Here is a 19,238-nt window from a genome sequence, read left to right on the forward strand (position 1 = left end):
GCGCTGCGCTGGTCCCAATGCCTCCCTCCGACAGACAAGGCTGGCGGATGATCGTCCCTACCTTGCGTTGGAATGGACTGGCGATGGATTGTATCTCCCCCTAAGCAATGACCTCACCAATGGATCCATCCTCATTGGACGACATACCGCCGCAAGCCGTCTTCAACCGCGAGCTTCCACGCCTGAAACGCAGGCGACAACCGCCCGCAGACAATGCGCTCCCTCGCCGCCGCATCGGAAAGCTGTCCATCAAGCGCCGCGGCCGCTTCCAACACATCCGCAAACCGTTCGATATGGCCGACCAAATCGCTCTCCCCAGCGAACAGCTCGCATAAATACACGTTCGTCTCGCCGATTTTCCCAAGCGCAAGCAAAATATCCCTAAGCAACACATCGGCATGCATCCGCCGCGGATCGGAAAAGCTCGCCTCCACATAGTCGAGCCCTTCCTCGATCGTCTCGAGCAGCGAGGTATACTGGCGGATGATGTCGAGCGCCGCGTCCGTCAACCTCGCCATCCAAAAATCCCACCTATCGTCGCTTATCGTAAAACATCCCGTCAAACGAAAGCGGCTGCTCATACGGGTGAACGTAGCGGGCGTTCGCCTGCCGCTTCGCCCCTGCCACCCGCAAGTCGCCGCGAATCTCATCGCGCACTTGATGAAGCCGCTTCTCAATCTCCTGATTCCAAGCGATGATCTCACGGCCAAGCCGCTGCTCTTCCTCACTGTACGGCGGACGGAGCTCCCGAAGCAGCTCCTCGCGCTCCCGAAGCAATCGATCAACCGTCCGAAGCCGCTCTTCGCGCTCCTCAGACGGCCACGGCAGCGCCGTCGCCTCCAGCAGCTCCTTCGTCACCCGCCATACATCATGCACCACGCCCATTACGCCTGCCCGCCTTCCGCGTATTGGCGCTGCCGATGGAGCTGAATCACCTGCTTCCACGTATCGCGAAACTCGACGACATACCCTTCCACTTCATCCAAAATCGCCGCATCGCTTTTCACATTCGCTTCAACCAGGCGGCGGTAGATGTAGTCGTACATCGTCATCATCGACTTCGCAACCTCATACTCCATCTTCAACGTCTTCATCAGTTCCAAAATGATGTTTTGCGCCTTAATCAAATTCTCATTGCGCGCCGCAATGTCCCCCTTCTCGATCGCCTGGCGTGCGAGCTTGATAAACTTCAAGCACCCGTTATACAGCATCAACGTCAGCTCGCCAGGCGACGCCGTCTGCACGGCGTTCGCTTGGTAGTGTTGATACGGATTGTTCGTTGCCATCCCGATCACTCCTCTTCTATGATGTCCACCCCATCGCCAAGCCATCATCTGATTCAACGGGCCGCGCCGAACCCCTTTCCTCTGTTGCCATCCGCGGGCGGGGGCTTTTCCCCACCGTCACCGCGACAGCGCCTGACCCTTCATCCGCCTACCCTTGCGTCCCGCCGCCAAAGGCGTTCATCAAATACATGCTTTGCTGGTTGGCGCGCTGAATCGCCTCTTCCATCGCGGTGAATTGGCGATAGTAGCGGTCTTCAATTTGTTTCAAACGGTCTTGGAAGCGGTCAATTTGGTCATTGATCTGGATTAAATCGCGCCCGATCGCAAACTGCTGGTTCGTCCAAACGGTTTTCCCCGCCTTTTGCTCAATCTTCCCGATCGTCGCTTTGATCGTATCACGCAGGCGGCGGGCGATGCCTTTCTCCGCATCGGTCGCGCCGTCTTGGTTAAACAACTGATAGATGGCATCCGGATTTTCCTTGATTTTCTCCCGCAGCTTCGTCTCGTCAATGATCAGCTTCCCGCCGTCTAGATAATTCGACGACGTCGTAATCCCGATTTGCGCGAGCTGCGAGAACCCGCTTGGGATGTTCGCCCCTTCCACTTTCGTGTACACATTCATCCGCATTTTACTGAGGGCGCTGGACAAAATCGAATCACCGCGAAGCATCCCGCTCCGCGCCTTTTCTTCCCACAGCTCAATTTGCTTTTCCGTCATCGCTTCCTTTTGCTCGTCGGTAAGCGGCGGATAGTCGCGGTAGCGCTCTTCTTTCAGCTCGGCGTTGATTTTGGCGATTGTGTCGTTGTATTTGTCGACAAACCCTTTAATCGCATTGAACATCGCGTCTACATCCGTCGCCACCGACACCGTCGCCGCGCCCGTCCCTTTGAGCGTGTACGTCACGCCATTGATCGTAAACGTATTCGCCGAGCGGGTCGTCGTTAGACCATTAATCGTCACTTGCGCATCTTTCCCCGCCGTTTTCCCCGTGAGCTCTTGCCCCGCTACGGTATTCGTAAACCCAAGCTTTTGCGCAAAAAAGTCAGCCGTCGCCTGGTCGGCGAGCACAAGGCTCGCCCGCCCCCCCGTCTCTTTTTTCATGATCGAAACCCGCCCGGTTTGCTCGTCGTAAAACGCGCTGACGCCAAGGTCTAGGTTGCTGTTGAGTTGGGCGATCACCCCATCGAGCGTCGTTCCTTTCTTCACTGTGATCGCCGCCTGCTTCGTCGTCCCATCCCCGTTTGTCACGTTGATCGTCAGCGTGACATCGGCGTCTACCGAGAAACTCGCTTTATCCACCCTTTTCGTAGCATCGGACAGCCAGACGGCCGATGTGGCCACTTGATTGACTTGAATCGCCGCCGCCACGTTCGCCGCACTCGAGCCCGCCGTCGCTGTGACGACCGATTCGTTCGAACTCGAGACGGTTTTTTTGAGCATGCTGCTTTGGAGGGTGATGTTGCTGAACAAATAGTCGTCAAGCCCCTGAAGCAACGTGTTCATCGCTCGGTAATCATCGCGCTGCCACTCGAGCAGCTGCTTTTTCTGCTTCAATTTATCAAGCGGCATCCGCTCCGCTTTCATCAAATCGCTGACGATTTTGTCAATGTCCATTCCGCTCGCGAGGCCGCTGATGCGCAACGTATTCGCCATTTCGACTCACCACCGTTAAATTTTTTTATCCACCAAAAGCCCGACAAACTCCATCATCGCCGCGTACATATCCAACAGCTTTTTCGGCGGAATTTCGCGGATCACCTCATGCGTCTTTTCATCGATTACTTGCACGTAATATTCCTGTAGCTCATCATGTAGCTTAAACTTTAACGACGTATGGCTCGGCTGAAGGAATTCGTTTAAACCTTTTACGACTTCTTCCAATTTTTCTTTTGGGATGTTTTGCGCTGTTGTTTCTGAATTGTTCGTGTGATGTTGTTGCTGTGGTTCAATCATGCTGCTTTCCTTTTCATTGCGAATACTTTCATAGAAAAAAGAAGGAGAATGGGAAGAGACCCGTTCCACCGACATAAACGCTCGCTCCTTTGCATAAACACTATCTATGTTTTATATCGGATGGAGATGGGGAGTTGTGAAGGGGGAAGGAAAAATAAATGCAATCCATATAAAAATCAGGGGATGATGATAATTTCATTTCTTGTGTATAATACTTGTCAATTGTTGAAAATAGCGGGGGTATCATAAGCAAAAACTAACGAGGGGGAAGTAGAAACTTAAAAGGGGAATATAAAAGAGTAAAATCACATTAAAACAAAAAACAAGATGAGGAATATAAGCACAAAACATTCTTGGCAAAACTCAAACATTGCTTTTATCCATATTTAATAATGAAATTTTTAAAATCAATAATCATTCCCGTTCTCTCCATAAAGTCTACGCCTAAAATTCCGTCAAAACCATATATTTCCCTAATCATTCCTAATTGCAATAAAAATGATACTAGTTCCTTTCCATCAATTGTGAAGTTATTTACTATTTGTTCATAACAAAGTTCGCTGTATCCACCTACTCCGTACATTCGTTTTGTTCTTCCATTAATAATATCTAACTCTATACCGATTTGTGCGAGTACATCCGTATCAAAAATGGTCGTAGCGCAACCTGTGTCCAATAACACGTCCGTTAAAAGAACCGCTTTTTCACCACGCTTTATTTCAACGGAAACAATAGGCAATCCATTTTCTATTCTTATATTCATACTCTCCCCCGAATCCCTATAAAATATTGTTCTTCTACCTCTATTTCTTCTTTACTTGTATGAAAAATATATAATTCTTTCTCCGGAAAAGTTTTGTGCTGTTGCTTATAACCATTCCATGCATCGGACGCACTATGATACCGATCGATCACTTCCATTTCCTCAATGATCCGTTTGCCATTTTGCGAATAAGCCGAAATAGCCTCCACCAAAACAAATTGATTCGGACATTGCTTACGTAACTCTGACCATTTCATTTGTTTGCCTCCATCTCTTTTTATTACATTTTATCACTAATCACCTTACATATATAAAGCAATATTTTTAAAATTTAAGCGTGGCAAGCAGTATGAGTACAATTTAATGCCAACGTCTAACATCATATCGATAGAAACAAACGACACTAAGGGAGCTTGCTTGTCCTCTGCTTTTTCAATCGGGACCCTATTCGATATCGAACAAAAATTTTTGACTAATCCCCACAGTAATAAGTAAATTTTCATGTCCTTGCTACCATCTGAATACAATTTACAGAAAATGTTTCGTATATCGTTTGTTTCATCGTTATTTTCTGACTCATCTACCCGTTAGCCGCCAAATAAGATATAATGAAAAAATTACAAATATTGCATAATATCACATTCGATTTTGTCATCTTTAAAAGGTCTGGACGTATCTTTATTTGATTGGGATAAGAATCTAATTAAGGTTTACACTGATAATAAAAGCCTCACTCCCCGAACGAGCAAGGCTTAATCTAACAAGCATTTTTTATTAATTAAGCATCCCTATTCCTTTCAAATGTTGCCAAGCTTTTGTGATATGCGTTTCTTTAAATATCTTCCGCTTTCGTTCGTTCCAATTATGAATTTCTTTAATAATGGAATGAATATCGTCTTTTATATTCGGATTTTCTTTCACAACCCAATGTACAGTTGAAAGCAATTCCAGCCCATATGGAGTTTCAAACCCTTGAATGACATTCCGCACTTTTTCTAAATGTTCGTCAGCCTCGGAATCCCCCTGCAAATACTGTTCAGCTTCTTGTACCGCATTCGGTAGCAAATAAATTTCCGCATCCCGATTGCGGTCTCCAAAACCTCGAATAAAATGACCGTCCAAACGCAGTAACACATGATTTAAGTTGTCCGCATACGGACCGTATTTCCCTTTCTCAAACCGCAATCTCATCGGCTCGCCGACAACCTGAAGAAAATAAGCCAACTTCTGAACTTCCAGCAATGACAACTTATACCCCGGAATGGAATAATCATTCATTAACATTAGCAATAACGCTCGAGATCTTGTCATCTTTGGAGGTTTTGTACGTATTTTGATTTGATCAGGGTTAGGGCTCCCTGCAGGCTCATACAAATGCACTTCCACCTCTTTTAAATGCTCAAAAGCCGCTTCAATTTTAGGACGTACTTCATCCCATCTAAGCCCGCCATTTCCACAGCCAAGCGGCGGAAGCGCAATCGATTTTATATTAAGCTCCTTAACCACCTTTATCAAATCCGCCAACCCTAGTTCAATATCTTCCATCCGGGATTTATTTTTCCAATGGCGTTTTGTAGGAAAATTAATAATATATTTTGGGTTCAACAACGATTTAGTGGAAACGACATGCATTTTGCCTGGCTGCACTTCCTTGCGACGGCAAGCCTTTTCATACTCCGAAAACATTTCTGGATAAGCTTGCTTAAATTGCAGTGCAATTCCTTTCCCCATCACTCCGACACAATTGACCGTGTTCACCAAAGCTTCTGCTTCATCTTCTAAGAGGTTGCCTTGTTTTAGGATGATCATTGCATCACCTCCTTCAGTAGTACCAATGTGGCCGGACAGCTATTGGTTTATGGCAATGACATTGGTACATAATCTCTTCAACTTTTTGCTTCATTTTATCATTTTTAACCCCAATGCCTGAAATCATATCAATAGGAACAAATTGATACACTAAAAACTCCGCTTGCCTTCTTCTTTCCCGTGTGAGTAAAATATTTGTGGGTGACATTCCGAAATGATCCCCGACGAGGGTTGCGAACTTTTGTTCGCGACGCTCGTCGGGGCCACCAAGCGAAGCGCGGTAGAAAAAAGCAAATGTCATGCAAAAAGGACTCTCTCCCTGCTATGATGGTGATTGTCAACATCAACCGAAAACAGGAGGGAGAGAGTCCATGAAACATCTTACCACAGAATGGCCTTTATTAAAAGAGCTGGAGGAACAATTAGTCAGAACTCTTCAAAAGGTGTTCGCTGTCTTGTTGGCGGCCCTTTTGGAGGAGATTGATCAACAACTGGCGGAAGCGCGGGACAAGCGCCGGTATCAGCTGAAAGACAAACGGCCGACCACGATCCAAACGCTGTTTGGAGAAGTGACGTTTCGACGGAACTACTACTATGATCGGCAGGCGGGGGCGTATACCTTCTTGCTGGATGCCGAACTGGGCTTTGATGGAGCGCAGTCGATCAGCCCTTGCCTCGAGGAAACGGCGGTCGAGTTGGCCGTAGAGTGCTCTTCCTACCGCAAAGCGGCCCGTACGTTGGAGTCGATCGTGGGGTATGCGGTCATGAGCCACGAGGCGATTCGCCAACTGGTGCTGGAGGCCCCTGTCTCGCTGCACCACCCTGTTTCCAAACGGCACGGCCGAGTGCTGTTTGTGGAGGCGGATGGGCTGTTCATTTCCCGCCAGGGGAAAGGGAAACGGGCGAAAGAAGAGAAAATCCTGGCGATTCACGAGGGATGGAAACGAAACGGTTCGCAGCTCGAGCTCGTGAACCGGCGCCACTACCTCCATGAAGGGGCGGGAGACGTGTGGGAACGGTTTGAAGAGTGGCTGATGAACGAATATGCCTATGATCCGTGCCGGGACCTTTTGATCATCAACGGCGACGCGGCGTCGTGGATCACGGCCTGCCGGGAGTATTTTGGGAAGCGGGCGTGCTTTCAGCTGGATCGATTTCATGTGGCGCGGGAGCTGCGTCAGTGTCTGTCCGGCCATCCGCGTTGGCGGGAGGTGCGGAAGAAGCTGGCGAAACAAGACGAAGAGGGGCTTCTGGTGGAGCTGAACAGCGCGGTCGGCACGTTGGAGGACGAAGCGAAAGAGAAGCAGATGGCTGCCATGATCCGCCGGATCGAGTCGATGCCGGGATGCATCCGGGACTATCGGGAGTGGCTGTCGGAGCAAGGGGTGGAGACGACCGGCATGCGTCCGATGGGCCACGCCGAGAGCGTGATGAGCCGGTTTGCGCATCGGGTGAAATCCCGCCGCAGCTGGAAAGACCAAGGGCTTCGGGCGTTTCTGAGGGCGATGGCAGCCCGAATCGACGGGATTTGGCGGAGAAATGGGCAGTTGGTGGAGGAAGAAGAGACCCGAACGGCAGCCTCGGCCTCGACGAAGTCCAAGCGGGTTGAACAGGCCAAACGGAAGGCAGGACGGTTGTGGGCAGATGTGGTGCGTCAGAATCTACCGTGTCTGCAGCGGTCATCCGGGACGCCGATCCATCAAGCGTTGTCGGCGCTTCGGGATTTTGGTTGGGTGTAAAAAAATGGAATACAATATCATCACCTCAAGATGAGGGATGAGAGTCCGAAAGCGCTTACGATATCAATTCCTGAAAATGGTTCGCTAACTAGTGATTGACAACGCCCGTAGTGAACCGAAAAAATGTTCTCCACAAAGTCTTGACTGACTCTTCTTTCCCGATCGGGGTCCTCTTCCGTTTCAAACCAAAATTGAGAGTGCATAACGTTCCAGTCGATTTTATCCAAATCATTCAAATTATTATAAAAATCAGTAAATTTCATAATGGCATGCCCATCCGTAAACACATAACCTAATCCTCTATGATGGATCACATCTGTCCTAGACACGAGATAAATAATCTCATCTTGTCCTTTTGTGTACCCGTCTACACGTCCTTTGTTAATAGCATATAACATTGGTGACCTAGGTGCAAAGTAAAAAGGAACATAATCATGCAAGGTGCCATAAGGAGGAAGCGGAACTGATGTGATTGACCTCCTAGCTTGTATACGCGTATGCGCAATATTGACATATGATATACTTTTCACCTTCGCCACGTTATTTGCCACTAATCCACCGTGGCAAAAGATAGATAAAAGGTTGCTATAGTGGGTGATATGGTAGAGCCATTTTCTATCCATCATTATTAAACACCCTGAACGGAAATAATAGTAAAAGTGTTGAGGGGAGATCGACTTGATGCTATTGGTTCAAGAGATTATAAACTGTATCTTTTTATATGACTTCTTTTGATAATTGTTTTTGGCAAGAGCTTGCAATTCTGCCATCGCTTCATACCAATCCATGACTTTGGATAAAGCCATCGTCATGCGACTGCCCGCCTCATCATTTCAACAAACGTTTTTTCATCCCACTTTTCATGCAATCCAACTCGCTTCTTCTCATTCAAAATCCATTCATGCTTATTTTCCATTTTCAAAAGCATGAAATCGCCTTTATCCGTAAAAATATCCATCCTCCCCTGTGCACCAATAATCAACTTGCGCAGCAATTGCAGACAGTAGAACACGCTTTTCTTCCCCATACATCAATGGGATACTAGGAAGACAAATAAACCGGTTAAAAAACATTCAACGAATGATGTATGGCCGAATAGACTAGACTTGTTAGAAAAAAGGGCCTCTATAGAATTTAATTGTTATTTCACAAAACAACAAAAATCTCCAATAAGGCGGGAGAAAGCTATTCACCAAATATGCGTAAGAGCCATTTTTATTTTGCAATAAACAGCACGTCTTCCTCACCTGTTTGTGTTTAAGCATCATTACGGGAAGGATGGATAGATTTTCATTCTTGAGTGAGGAGTAAAATCACTCATGAATGTTTATGTTGTTTGTCCAATAACACGGAAATTCCCCTTATTCTTTAAAAAGTAAATCAAACGATAAAGGAGTGCCAGCTTTTAAATCTCGCTTCGCTGTTAATCCAATAATTCTTTCAAAATACTTTGGTTCTAAACCATATCCCGGTCGAATAACTCGAATATTTTCTTTAGTGAATTTTTCTCCAGCTTTAATATCTTTCGCAACATAAATCGATCTTCTAAATTTCAACGATGCCTTTTCTTTCTCAGTTGGTCCATATTTCACTTCCCCTAATGCCTGCCACGCCCTTTCTGTTTCAATTACTAATGCTCTCATTTCGTCAGGCTCCATTGAGAATGCAGAGTCTACCCCACCATCTGCTCTTGATAACGTGAAATGTTTTTCAATGACTGTTGCTCCTAATGCAACGCTGGCAACAGCCACACCTATTCCCATTGTATGATCTGATAATCCAACCTGACAGTCAAATAATTCTCTCATATGCGGAATGGTTAGTATATTTGTATTTTCAGGAGAGGCAGGATAGGTGCTTGTACATTTTAAAAGAACTAGATCCTTACAGCCTGCTTCTCTCGCTGCTCTTACTGTTTCATCTAATTCAGCTACAGTCGCCATTCCAGTTGAAATAATCATCGGCTTACCTGTAGAAGCTACTTTCTTAATGAGTGGAATATCGTTATTTTCAAAAGATGCAATCTTGTACATCGGTGCATCTAATTCCTCTAAAAAATCTACTGCGGTTTCATCAAATGGGGTACTAAACGGAATTATTCCTAACTCACGACATCTATCAAAAATCGGCTTATGCCATTCCCATGGAGTATAAGCTTGTTGATAAAGCTGGTATAAAGTGTTTCCATTCCACAAGCTATCCGGATCTTCAATTTTAAACTCTGGATTTTCAATATTTAATGTCATTGTATCCGCCGTATATGTTTGTATTTTTAATGCATCTACCCCTGCTTCTGCGGCCGCTTCAACAATTTCCAAAGCTCGCTCTAGAGATTGATTATGGTTACCAGACATTTCTGCAATAACAAAAGGTTTATGATTTGGTCCAATCTTTCTTCCTTCAACAATAATTTCGTTCATACTCTCATTCCTTCTATCATATATCGTATTTTACTTTTTTGTTCTTTCCATTGTTTATTAAATAATGCCATTAAGATTACATCTACATATTGATTATTTTTAAGGACATGTTCTTTCAATACACCTTCTGTTCTAAACCCCAACCGCTGATGATAACGAATACTCCTTTCATTGGAGTCTATTATCTCGGCACATAATTTACGGATGTTTAACTCGTCAAATATAAAATTTAGGGCTAAATATCCCATTAAAGTTCCTGAACCTTTTGGCGCGCTTTGATCACCAATATAAAATCCCCAAGAACATTTGCCATTTTCAAAATCTATATTAGTAAAATTCACAACCCCAACCGGAACATTTTCTAAGTAAAAAATCTTTACAATGGTTCGTTTGTCTCTTTTAACTCTGTCAAACCATTTCCTATGTTCTTCTAGCGAAATGACCCGATCATGAAACATTACCGCCCGAATATGTTCTTGATTCCGCCAGTTTAATACCATTTCTAAATGTGAGGAATTCATATCTTCTAGTCTTGCACGTTCTAATAAGTTCATTTTAGTTCCTCCATAATTGCCTTAGCAACTGGATAAGTATTTACAATTTTGTGATTGACAAGTTTAGAAGCACATTCAGATAGTAATTGAACTTTTTTAGGATGCTCGATTAAATCCTTTACAGCTTCAAATATTTGATCAGATGTAACTTCATGACTAAATCCAAGATTAATAGTCGCACCAAACTTGCTAACAGCATCTGTTAACTCTATTTGGTTATCCGCTACAATAATTGTAATGGATGGAAGCCCTAAATAACATCTCTCCCATGTTGTTGTTCCACCAGCTCCAATTGCTAAATCCGCTTCATTCATCAATTCTGCCATATTTGACACTTGGCAATGAAAAAAGAAGTTGGGATATCGATCACAATATTCTCGAATTTCAGCTTTTCTGTTATTAGATGAACCAACAACAACATTTACTTTTATATTATTTTCTAATAAAGCTAATGCATTCAGTGCCTTGATCGTTTCATTTGTAGGGTCTGTTCCACCAAAGAAAACAAGAATGTTATGAATTTCCCCATCACGAATGCGTTTCTGACGAGAAGCTTCGATAAATTCTTCCCTTAACAACACATAATTGGGTCCTAATAGTTGCTTACATTCAGGAGGAACTAAATTTTTATACCTCTCTTGATAATTTAAATACAAGTTTTGATCAAGAAGAAAATCACAAACATGCTTCCGATTTGCCAAATCATCAATCACCATTAGTTTCTTTGTAAAGGGCTTAAGCTTAGATTCCCATTTTTCATCTAAACCATAGTGATCGACAATGAAAAAATCTATTGAGTGAATGTATGATTCTACTATGTATAGAGTTTCACGCACATCTTGTTGCCAGTTTTCTTTATACCATTTAAAAGTATCGTTATTGTCTGTCTCATTTATCCTAATTTTTTGTAGAACATAAACGGTAAAACCATGATCTTTAATAAAGTTAATTAAATTTCCTTCAAGATCCCTACATATAAAAGAAACGTTAGCATTCATTTGTTTTAGTTGTCTTGCTAATGTTAAACATCTCATCACGTGACCCGTTCCAATCGTTACCGATGAGTCAACCCTAAATACAACATTCATTTTGAAAACACAACCTATAGTTTCTTTTGTTGGATATGGGCATTAATCTCTACCCATTCAGGCTTGTCCCGTAAAATCTGAATGACGTCTTCTAAAGTAAACAATGGGTTGAGTGGATACAATGTTTCTAATATGTTTTTAATTAATAGAAAATCTTCCTCTGTGTCTACCGTCCAACGATGCTTACTTTCGTCCTTTTCATTTGAAACATTACAAAGTCTAAATTGATCAGGATGATGATATATATAGGCAGTTACATGTTCCCGATATATCAACTCTTTTGCTTCGTCATGAGCTTTTTTTAACACTTCATAAGACATCACTTCTGTATCCAATCCCCGCGGATATGTACGAGTCAATGTATTTGAAACATAATCGTATCGATCCTTGTTTTCTAAATAATGTTCAACAACTTTATCAATAACATTTGGGTCAATAATCGGACAGTCAGATGTTAAACGAACAACTACATCCACACCGAATTCTGTTGCAGCTTCATAATAGCGTGACAACACATCCTCTTCCGAACCACGATAATAAGGAATCGAAAGTTGCTGACAAAGTTGAACAATTGGGTCATCACTTTCTTTCGTAGTTGTGGCAATAATAATTTCATCAATCGTTTTCGCCCTTTTTACCCTTTCAATTTGATATTCAAGTAACGTTTTACCCAGTACTTTTTTCAACACTTTCCCCGGAAACCTTGTTGAACCCATCCGTGCTTGAATAATAGCAGCAACTTTCACTCTTCCACCTTCTTATTTTTTATAATAGTCTATCGTTCTCTTCACTGCTTTGATTACATCATTTACATCTTCTTCACTCATTGCAGGAAATAGAGGTAACGTAATCATTTCTTCGTATAGTTTTTCAGCATTCGGACAAATCCCTTTTTTGTAACCCAATCGTTGATAATAAGGTTGGAAATAAACAGGTATATAATGCACATTGACACCAATATTTTGTTGTTGCAATGCTTCAAAAATTTCACGTCTTGACACTGTTAATTTATCTAATTTTAATCGAATAATATATAAATGCCAGCTTGATTCTCCATCTTCATGTTGGAATGGAGTTATAATTTCATCCATATCTTTGAATGCTTCATTATACATCGCAACATACTTCCGACGCAGTTCAACAAATTTATCAATTTTCTTCAGCTGGCTTGTGCCTAGCGCCGCTTGAATATCGGTCATTCGATAATTATAACCAAGAAACTGCATTTCATAATACCAAGGACCGTGATATTCATTTAGCTTGTCTTTCTCACGTGTAATTCCATGAGAGCGGAATTGCAATAATTTTTCATAATACTCTTCATTATTCGTTGTAATAATACCACCTTCACCCGATGTAATATGTTTTACTGGGTGAAAGCTGAACATAGTCATATCACTAATGGAACCGATTTTTCTTCCCTTATATGTTGCTCCTAAGGCATGAGCCGCATCTTCAATGACAACAAGATTATACTTTTTAGCAATTTCTAAAATGCGATCCAAATCAACCGGTTGACCTGTAAAATCAACTGGAATAATTGCTTTCGTTTGATCAGTGACTTTTTCCTCAATTTTATTTGGATCAATATTATACGTTTTTTCATCAATATCTGCAAAAATAGGCGTTCCACCTTGATAAAGCACACAATTCGCACTCGCAGCAAAAGTCATTGGAGTTGTAATCACTTCATCTCCCTGACCAATTCCAGCTGCAAAACAAGCACCATGGAGGGCTGCCGTACCATTCGAAAAAGCAACGGCATATTTAGCACCGACATATTGCGCAACCGCTTGTTCAAATGTTGAGACATACGGACCAGTTGTTAAATAATCTCCTTTTAATACTTCTACAACTGCTTCAATATCCTGATCATCAATCCATTGCCTTCCATAAGGCAAATATGAATCTCGGATTGGCTCAAAGATCATTTCTTTCTCCATTCTATCATCTCCTAAAAAAGCAGTAGAAGAAATGTACTCACATTTCTTCTACTAATGCCCGTAGCTCTTCTACCGTTAGCCATTGAGTGTTTGTATCACTTGTATATTTAAATCCTTCTGGAAGAGGTTTTCCTCCTTCAACTGCCTCTTTTGACCACCAAGGAAATTCTGGTTGGATAACATAGTATGTGTCAAACTCAACAGTATGTCTTGCGTCATCCTCTGTAATCATCGCTTCATGTAACTTTTCTCCTGGCCGAATTCCAACAATCTCGATTTCGCATTCCGGAGCAATCGCTTTTGCTAGATCCACTACTCTCATACTTGGAATTTTTGGAACAAAGATTTCTCCGCCACGCATCCGTTGCAAACTATCTAAAACGAATTGAACACCTTGATCAAGAGTAATCCAGAAACGTGTCATTCTTTCATCTGTAATCGGTAATTTACCTGTATGACGAATTTTTTTAAAGAAAGGTACAACACTTCCACGGCTGCCAACTACATTTCCGTAACGAACTACCGAAAATCTCGTATCTTTATCACCGACATAAGAGTTAGCAGCAATAAATAGTTTATCAGATGCTAATTTAGTCGCTCCATAAAGATTTACTGGGCTACAAGCTTTATCAGTACTTAAAGCAATCACTCGTTTTACCCCACGATCAATAGCAGCTTCAATCACATTTTGAGCACCATAGATATTTGTCTTAACTGCTTCAAACGGATTATATTCACAAGCTGGTACTTGCTTCATTGCTGCTGCATGGATAACAATATCCACCCCATCAAAGGCACGGCATAAACGATCTTTATCGCGTACATCTCCAATGAAAAACCTCAACCTTGGATCGTTAAATTCTTGAGCCATTTCAAATTGTTTAAGTTCATCACGACTAAAAACAATAACCTTTTTTACATCATACTCGAGAACTCTTTTAACAAATTTTCTTCCAAATGAACCTGTTCCGCCTGTAACTAATATCACCTTTCCAGACAAATGCATAATCTCCAACCTCAATTCCTTTAAAATCATTTTGTTGCTAATTGTGATTTGCAATCTTCAATTACTTTAATGATATTTTCTGTTATCTTGGCAACTACTTCAGTAAATTCCAATTGAATATTTAAATTTTGTCGAACAACTTCTGTTGATAAAACTTCTTCCAAACTATATAATTTCCGAAAAGAATTTACAATTTGTGACTGTAGATTATGGACCACTAATTTATGTTTGTATATAGCAGATAGTAATAAATCAACCTGTTTCATTTCGTTCAGTACTTTAAGCAATTCGTCAGTTGATGCCTTATCATGTAATGATATTTTGCGTAACTTACTATTCAGTTCATTTGCTTGATGATTAATCTTCTTAATGTTTTTTATTTCTTCTTCTAACTTTTTTATAACATCATTAATGTTTACTGTATATTTTGGACATTCCTCTAAAACTTTTTGCACATCAATAATTCGAGTACAATATGTTTCTATTGCCTCTTTTAAAGGAAGAGATTCAGTATGCTCTATTTTTGCTCCACCTTCCGTCGCATTTATTACTTTGATACCGCGGTTTAATATTTGTATTTCAAACCATTTTTTAAAATCCAACCAAATTTTACGGGTTAAAACTTTATTGCCATAGTAACCTTCTATTTCATATTTAGGCTCTTCATGCATTGTAAATTGATTTTTATCATAAATCGTTCCGGAAGAGTGGGTTTTGTTAAGATCTTCAGAAAAAGCCAAATCTTGACCTACTAATATAATCGGAGAAGCTCCGAAATGTTCTGCCATACCAAACGCCAAATGAGCAACAGAACTCCCCATAGTAACAAAAGCTTTTTCCCCAAAGTTCAAGATACCATCAAGCCATCTATACTCACTAACCTCGTTTCTTAATGGGATAATATACTTTCCTTTATACTCTTGAAAAATTATTGGTTTAATTACTGGAGGAGCTATTAAAGTTATATCTTGTGGGATTTCCTTATTCTTATAAAAATACTCGTACACTTCGTTAATCCTTTCAATCGATAACACAAAGTCAGGGATAATACCTTCTTTTAATAACCTTTCAAGAATTGTATCGACTGCAAATATCAAAGCTTTACCTTTTACATTTTTTAAATGATGAATATTTTTATCAAGTGAAGGCCCCGCTGAAACAATAATAGCAGGAATATTTTTGAATTTATTCTTTAATTCCCTCACATCTAAAGAACCGTTTAAATAACGAATATTTAAAAGGTTATGAGCTAATCCAATTAAAGAATCCTCTACGGAATTTCCTAATGTAAAAAGTTTATATTTAATACTATTTGATATAATCTTAACTATTTCTTTATATGTAGCTAAGTCATACGTTCTATAATAATAAGTCGCATAAATTTTTACATTTGCTGTTAAAAAAACAATCAATGTAGTAAATATTTTCTCCAATATTGCTTGTAATTGGTTTACAGGCTGCGCCACAATCATTACATTGTCTTTTTCTAAAAAAGTCAAATCTTTATTCTGCATCGCTGCTAATAAGAAAGATAATTCAGGTTCTATAATAATGAAAAATGTATTCTTGTTCGCATTTTCAATCATAAATTTAATTTCATCAACATTATATATCCCAATAATAAAATAAAGTTGTCTAATCTTCTTATTCGGCTTATCTTCCTCGATTATTTCGTTTCGAATTTCGTAAATCTTTTCATTTCTATCAACAAAAAATTCTGAATCCCCTATCTTATTGACATACAAAAATTTCAAATCAGACTCTTTAATTTCAGAAATCATATTTTTGGAGTTTCTCGCTAAAGAAGCAATATTTGTTTCTAGAAAGTTCATTTACTTATCACCCTAAAGTTTATTTTTAATAAAAAGTTTAGAGACGCAGAATTACTACGTCTCTATTATAAATCATAAGCAATACATACTGCATTATTACATATTGTATTGTAGAATATTTGCATTAACAACTAAGAAGAGCTGACTGTAATGGTAATGGCTTTTACCTCACTACCTCGATATACCCTTACATAAACAATACCATTGGATGCATTGGCTGGGATTTGCACCAATCCATCCGCTGTGACCATCGCGCGGCTCGTATTGCTGCTTGCATATGTCGTTCCAGTCGATCCCGGTGTTAAATCCACTGTAGTTCCATCCGACATATTTCCCGTTACACTCAACTGTAATTGATCCCCCGGCTTCATTGTTATTGTTTTCGAACTTGGATTGCTAATGTCCCAGTTCACTAGTGTCGGTGCCTCAATCGTTACTGTCACCGCTACTGTCTTGCCCCCATTTGTGGCACGGACATATACAATCCCATTGGTTGCGTTTGCTGGAATCTCAATAAGTCCATCCGCTGTCACTGTCGCACGGTTCGCATCACTGCTTGTATATACCGTTCCACTGCTGCCTGCTGTCACATCTTGCGTACTCCCGTCTGACATTTTTGCCGTAACCGCTATTTGCTGTTTATCTCCTGGCTTTAGTTTTACCGTAGTTGGATTCACCGTCAAACTACTTACAGTTGGCGTAGATGGCAACTGTACTGTAATGGTAATCGCTTTTGTATTACTTCCACGTGTTACTCTTACATACACAATACCGTTAGATGCATTGGCAGGGATTTGCACCAATCCATCCGCTGTGACCGTTGCGCGGCTCGTATTGCTGCTTGCATATGTCGTTCCAGTCGACCCTGGTGTTAAATCCACTGTGGTTCCATTCGACATATTTCCCGTTACACTCAACTGTAATTGATCCCCTGGCTTCATTGTTATTGTTGTTGAACTTGGGTTGCTAATTTCCCAACTCAACAATTGCGGTATCTCTACTTTAACAATTGAGTAAACTGTTTTTCCATTATAGGTAGCATATACATAAACAATTCCACCGGTAGATGTGTCAGGAACCATTAGCATACCATGTGCATCCACACTTACTAAATTTGTATTGCTACTGCTATATGTCGCTTTACTTGAAACATCTTCTGTCGTTCCATCTGAATAAACAGCTGTTACATGCAGATGTTCTGTTTCCCCTGGGTTTAATGTTAAGTTACTAGGTGAAATTTTTACATCTACCAATTCTCGGACAGAAGATATAGAAATGGTTGTCATAGCCTCTAATCCCGCATACTTGCTTCGGATAGTTACAACCCCATCTGGTGCCGTATTTGGAATGGTAACAAAACCCAAATTGTTGACAATCGCTAATCCCGTATCGCTACTCATATAGTTAGTATTTTTTGTTACATCCTTTTGAGTACCATCCGAGAACTCTGCCACTACCTTTAGTTGCAGTGTGCTACCGGCTTTTTTAGTTGAACTTGTAGGGGTAACTGTTAATTTAATAGGTGGATCACTAATTTTTACTTGTACAGTAGTAGTTTTGTCTTGGTTTTTTACAGTGATTGTCCCAACTTCACCAAATGGGGCGTTTTCGCTTATTGTAATCATTCCATTTGGGCTTACTAAAATATCGTTTGGCATACTGCTTTCATAGGTAGTACCAGCAGTTGCATATGTTACGTCCTTTTGAGTGCCATCCGAATATGTAGCTATTACTTTTAGTTGCTGTTTTTCTCCAGGTCCTAATGTTACTTGGTCAGTTGTACTAATTTCCGTTAATGATACTTCCGTAACAGGTTTATCAACTGTTACCTTCACAGAGGCTGAAAAAGTATTATGTTTAACAGTGATAATAGCCGTATCTCCTATTTGTGCCTCTGGCGTAAGAGTAATTACACCGTTATCGTCAACAACTACATAAGGAGAACTACTTGTATACACTGTGCCAGTTGAAGTGGATGTAACATCTTGCTTATTTATACCATCATCAACAATAACCGATAGGGGAATTTGTTGCCCATGTGCAATGGATACATTGCTTGGACTGACAATTAATTTAGACGGTACTGCAATTTCTAAACCACCTATAACAGCTGCCTTCCCCGTAGGTGATGTAGCCAATACTTTTAGAAAACTTGGATAAGAAATATATTCGTCATGCCAACAACATACATCAAGTGCATCAGTAATACCAATTGCCTGACCTTCAGCATTCGGTGTAATATCCATATAGCTTTGATTAATGTTTACTGTAACATTACCAATTGCACCAATATAGGCATACGGATTTATAAAATCAGATGAAAACCCTAACAGGCCGCCTCCGTTATTGACAAAGGAAGCAATATCGTTTTGACGTTTTACTAAACTATCATGTTCTACTTGCTTTAGACCACCAAAAGTATTATATTCATCGCTGCAAATAGCAATCATAGCATATCCAGAGAAAGAGTAAGTTTCAATATTTTGTCCATTTACAAATGTAATCGATTGACCTGTACCTTTCCCAATTTCATTCCAAAAATCTTTGACCCATTGAGAATTTGCTCCAATTACTAAAATCCCTGATCCACCGTTTGTTACCTTAGCTAACATTGAATTAACAATTGTTTGGTAAACGGAAATAGGACCGTGCCCTCCTATACCACCATCCTCAGCATCTATCCCCATTAAAATAATAGGTCCTCCACTCGCTTGTGCCTTAGCTACATTTTTATCAGATCCAAACGTAAAAGAAGCTACTAAAACTAGAAAAAAGAAAAACAAGACAAATCTATTTTTATATACAACCACAGCCTTTTCTTCCTTTCACCTAAATAAGCATTTT

General features: G+C 41.1%; 20 protein-coding genes. 1 reads left to right on the forward strand and 19 read right to left on the reverse strand.

The genetic code is table 11. The features are described from left to right. Window positions 1-131: 131 nt before the first annotated feature. The 9 genes from QWV57_RS15785 to QWV57_RS15825 all read right to left on the reverse strand — a co-directional run bounded on the left by QWV57_RS15785 (window position 132) and on the right by QWV57_RS15825 (window position 6,113). Window positions 132-518, reverse strand: a complete 387-nt coding sequence (locus tag QWV57_RS15785; protein ID WP_138187683.1) for a DUF8042 domain-containing protein — start codon at window positions 516-518, stop codon at window positions 132-134. Between the two features lie 13 nt (window positions 519-531). Then, on the reverse strand, window positions 532-885 hold the full coding sequence (fliT, locus tag QWV57_RS15790) for a flagellar protein FliT (protein ID WP_063193313.1): 354 nt from the start codon (window positions 883-885) through the stop codon (window positions 532-534). Beyond that, window positions 885-1,286 (reverse strand): flagellar export chaperone FliS, encoded by a 402-nt coding sequence (fliS, locus tag QWV57_RS15795; protein ID WP_049624805.1) that lies wholly within the window; start codon window positions 1,284-1,286, stop codon window positions 885-887. The genes fliT and fliS overlap by 1 nt, the downstream gene beginning before the upstream one ends. Window positions 1,287-1,434: 148 nt before the next feature. After that, window positions 1,435-2,940, reverse strand: a complete 1,506-nt coding sequence (locus QWV57_RS15800) for a flagellar hook-associated protein 2 (protein WP_301100068.1) — start codon at window positions 2,938-2,940, stop codon at window positions 1,435-1,437. A gap of 15 nt (window positions 2,941-2,955) precedes the next feature. Next, window positions 2,956-3,315, reverse strand: a complete 360-nt coding sequence (gene flaG, locus QWV57_RS15805; RefSeq protein ID WP_301100069.1) for a flagellar protein FlaG — start codon at window positions 3,313-3,315, stop codon at window positions 2,956-2,958. A 301-nt stretch (window positions 3,316-3,616) separates the two neighbouring features. Next, the gene (locus tag QWV57_RS15810) at window positions 3,617-4,003 is read right to left on the reverse strand and encodes a pepsin/retropepsin-like aspartic protease family protein (RefSeq protein WP_301100070.1); all 387 of its coding nucleotides are present in this window, start codon (window positions 4,001-4,003) and stop codon (window positions 3,617-3,619) included. Beyond that, entirely contained in the window at window positions 4,000-4,260 is a 261-nt protein-coding gene (locus QWV57_RS15815; RefSeq protein WP_090948488.1) for a hypothetical protein, read from the reverse strand. The genes QWV57_RS15810 and QWV57_RS15815 overlap by 4 nt, the downstream gene beginning before the upstream one ends. Before the next feature lie 517 nt (window positions 4,261-4,777). Beyond that, the gene (gene darG, locus QWV57_RS15820; RefSeq protein WP_087960235.1) at window positions 4,778-5,812 is read right to left on the reverse strand and encodes a type II toxin-antitoxin system antitoxin DNA ADP-ribosyl glycohydrolase DarG; all 1,035 of its coding nucleotides are present in this window, start codon (window positions 5,810-5,812) and stop codon (window positions 4,778-4,780) included. Window positions 5,813-5,825: 13 nt separating this feature from the next. Continuing rightward, window positions 5,826-6,113, reverse strand: a complete 288-nt coding sequence (locus QWV57_RS15825) for a DarT ssDNA thymidine ADP-ribosyltransferase family protein (RefSeq protein WP_301100071.1) — start codon at window positions 6,111-6,113, stop codon at window positions 5,826-5,828. Window positions 6,114-6,183: 70 nt separating this feature from the next. Here QWV57_RS15825 and QWV57_RS15830 point away from each other — a divergent pair, with 70 nt between their 5' ends. Continuing rightward, window positions 6,184-7,551: an ISLre2-like element ISGsp3 family transposase gene (locus QWV57_RS15830; protein WP_015373741.1), complete on the forward strand. Its 1,368-nt coding sequence runs from the start codon at window positions 6,184-6,186 to the stop codon at window positions 7,549-7,551. A gap of 20 nt (window positions 7,552-7,571) precedes the next feature. Here QWV57_RS15830 and darT read toward each other — a convergent pair whose 3' ends face one another. From darT to QWV57_RS15880, 10 genes are all read right to left on the reverse strand, one after another. Then, window positions 7,572-8,177, reverse strand: a complete 606-nt coding sequence (darT, locus tag QWV57_RS15835; RefSeq protein WP_301100072.1) for a type II toxin-antitoxin system toxin DNA ADP-ribosyl transferase DarT — start codon at window positions 8,175-8,177, stop codon at window positions 7,572-7,574. Between the two features lie 182 nt (window positions 8,178-8,359). Then, complete coding sequence (locus QWV57_RS15840; protein ID WP_301100073.1) at window positions 8,360-8,509, reverse strand: hypothetical protein; 150 nt, start codon at window positions 8,507-8,509, stop codon at window positions 8,360-8,362. 403 nt (window positions 8,510-8,912) lie between these two features. Continuing rightward, entirely contained in the window at window positions 8,913-9,971 is a 1,059-nt protein-coding gene (gene pseI, locus QWV57_RS15845) for a pseudaminic acid synthase (protein ID WP_301100074.1), read from the reverse strand. Next, on the reverse strand, window positions 9,968-10,525 hold the full coding sequence (gene pseH / locus QWV57_RS15850) for a UDP-4-amino-4,6-dideoxy-N-acetyl-beta-L-altrosamine N-acetyltransferase (RefSeq protein WP_064552176.1): 558 nt from the start codon (window positions 10,523-10,525) through the stop codon (window positions 9,968-9,970). Before pseH ends, pseI begins: the two co-directional genes overlap by 4 nt. Continuing rightward, complete coding sequence (gene pseG / locus QWV57_RS15855; RefSeq protein WP_301100075.1) at window positions 10,522-11,613, reverse strand: UDP-2,4-diacetamido-2,4,6-trideoxy-beta-L-altropyranose hydrolase; 1,092 nt, start codon at window positions 11,611-11,613, stop codon at window positions 10,522-10,524. The genes pseH and pseG overlap by 4 nt, the downstream gene beginning before the upstream one ends. Window positions 11,614-11,627: 14 nt before the next feature. Beyond that, window positions 11,628-12,359 carry a glycosyltransferase family protein gene (locus QWV57_RS15860; RefSeq protein WP_301100076.1) on the reverse strand — a complete coding sequence of 244 codons (732 nt, stop codon included), beginning with the start codon at window positions 12,357-12,359 and terminating at the stop codon, window positions 11,628-11,630. Window positions 12,360-12,371: 12 nt separating this feature from the next. After that, the gene (pseC, locus tag QWV57_RS15865) at window positions 12,372-13,556 is read right to left on the reverse strand and encodes a UDP-4-amino-4,6-dideoxy-N-acetyl-beta-L-altrosamine transaminase (protein WP_301100077.1); all 1,185 of its coding nucleotides are present in this window, start codon (window positions 13,554-13,556) and stop codon (window positions 12,372-12,374) included. 37 nt (window positions 13,557-13,593) lie between these two features. After that, the gene (gene pseB / locus QWV57_RS15870; protein WP_301102127.1) at window positions 13,594-14,562 is read right to left on the reverse strand and encodes a UDP-N-acetylglucosamine 4,6-dehydratase (inverting); all 969 of its coding nucleotides are present in this window, start codon (window positions 14,560-14,562) and stop codon (window positions 13,594-13,596) included. Between the two features lie 26 nt (window positions 14,563-14,588). After that, window positions 14,589-16,394, reverse strand: a complete 1,806-nt coding sequence (locus QWV57_RS15875; protein WP_301100078.1) for a motility associated factor glycosyltransferase family protein — start codon at window positions 16,392-16,394, stop codon at window positions 14,589-14,591. 131 nt (window positions 16,395-16,525) lie between these two features. Next, the gene (locus tag QWV57_RS15880) at window positions 16,526-19,204 is read right to left on the reverse strand and encodes an Ig-like domain-containing protein (RefSeq protein WP_301100079.1); all 2,679 of its coding nucleotides are present in this window, start codon (window positions 19,202-19,204) and stop codon (window positions 16,526-16,528) included. Window positions 19,205-19,238 lie beyond the last annotated feature (34 nt).

The sequence above is a fragment of the Geobacillus zalihae genome (assembly GCF_030414215.1).
GTDB classification, from domain to species: domain Bacteria; phylum Bacillota; class Bacilli; order Bacillales; family Anoxybacillaceae; genus Geobacillus; species Geobacillus zalihae.

Bases quoted from the DNA above. Each gene is read 5' to 3' on its own strand.
- QWV57_RS15785 (WP_138187683.1), bottom strand. From the start codon at position 518: ATGGCGAGGTTGACGGACGCGGCGCTCGACATCATCCGCCAGTATACC.
- fliT (WP_063193313.1), bottom strand. From the start codon at position 885: ATGGGCGTGGTGCATGATGTATGGCGGGTGACGAAGGAGCTGCTGGAG.
- fliS (WP_049624805.1), bottom strand. From the start codon at position 1,286: ATGGCAACGAACAATCCGTATCAACACTACCAAGCGAACGCCGTGCAG.
- QWV57_RS15800 (WP_301100068.1), bottom strand. From the start codon at position 2,940: ATGGCGAATACGTTGCGCATCAGCGGCCTCGCGAGCGGAATGGACATT.
- flaG (WP_301100069.1), bottom strand. From the start codon at position 3,315: ATGTCGGTGGAACGGGTCTCTTCCCATTCTCCTTCTTTTTTCTATGAA.
- QWV57_RS15810 (WP_301100070.1), bottom strand. From the start codon at position 4,003: ATGAATATAAGAATAGAAAATGGATTGCCTATTGTTTCCGTTGAAATA.
- QWV57_RS15815 (WP_090948488.1), bottom strand. From the start codon at position 4,260: ATGAAATGGTCAGAGTTACGTAAGCAATGTCCGAATCAATTTGTTTTG.
- darG (WP_087960235.1), bottom strand. From the start codon at position 5,812: ATGATCATCCTAAAACAAGGCAACCTCTTAGAAGATGAAGCAGAAGCT.
- QWV57_RS15825 (WP_301100071.1), bottom strand. From the start codon at position 6,113: ATGACATTTGCTTTTTTCTACCGCGCTTCGCTTGGTGGCCCCGACGAG.
- QWV57_RS15830 (WP_015373741.1), top strand. From the start codon at position 6,184: ATGAAACATCTTACCACAGAATGGCCTTTATTAAAAGAGCTGGAGGAA.
- darT (WP_301100072.1), bottom strand. From the start codon at position 8,177: ATGATGGATAGAAAATGGCTCTACCATATCACCCACTATAGCAACCTT.
- QWV57_RS15840 (WP_301100073.1), bottom strand. From the start codon at position 8,509: ATGGATATTTTTACGGATAAAGGCGATTTCATGCTTTTGAAAATGGAA.
- pseI (WP_301100074.1), bottom strand. From the start codon at position 9,971: ATGAACGAAATTATTGTTGAAGGAAGAAAGATTGGACCAAATCATAAA.
- pseH (WP_064552176.1), bottom strand. From the start codon at position 10,525: ATGAACTTATTAGAACGTGCAAGACTAGAAGATATGAATTCCTCACAT.
- pseG (WP_301100075.1), bottom strand. From the start codon at position 11,613: ATGAATGTTGTATTTAGGGTTGACTCATCGGTAACGATTGGAACGGGT.
- pseC (WP_301100077.1), bottom strand. From the start codon at position 13,556: ATGGAGAAAGAAATGATCTTTGAGCCAATCCGAGATTCATATTTGCCT.
- pseB (WP_301102127.1), bottom strand. From the start codon at position 14,562: ATGCATTTGTCTGGAAAGGTGATATTAGTTACAGGCGGAACAGGTTCA.
- QWV57_RS15875 (WP_301100078.1), bottom strand. From the start codon at position 16,394: ATGAACTTTCTAGAAACAAATATTGCTTCTTTAGCGAGAAACTCCAAA.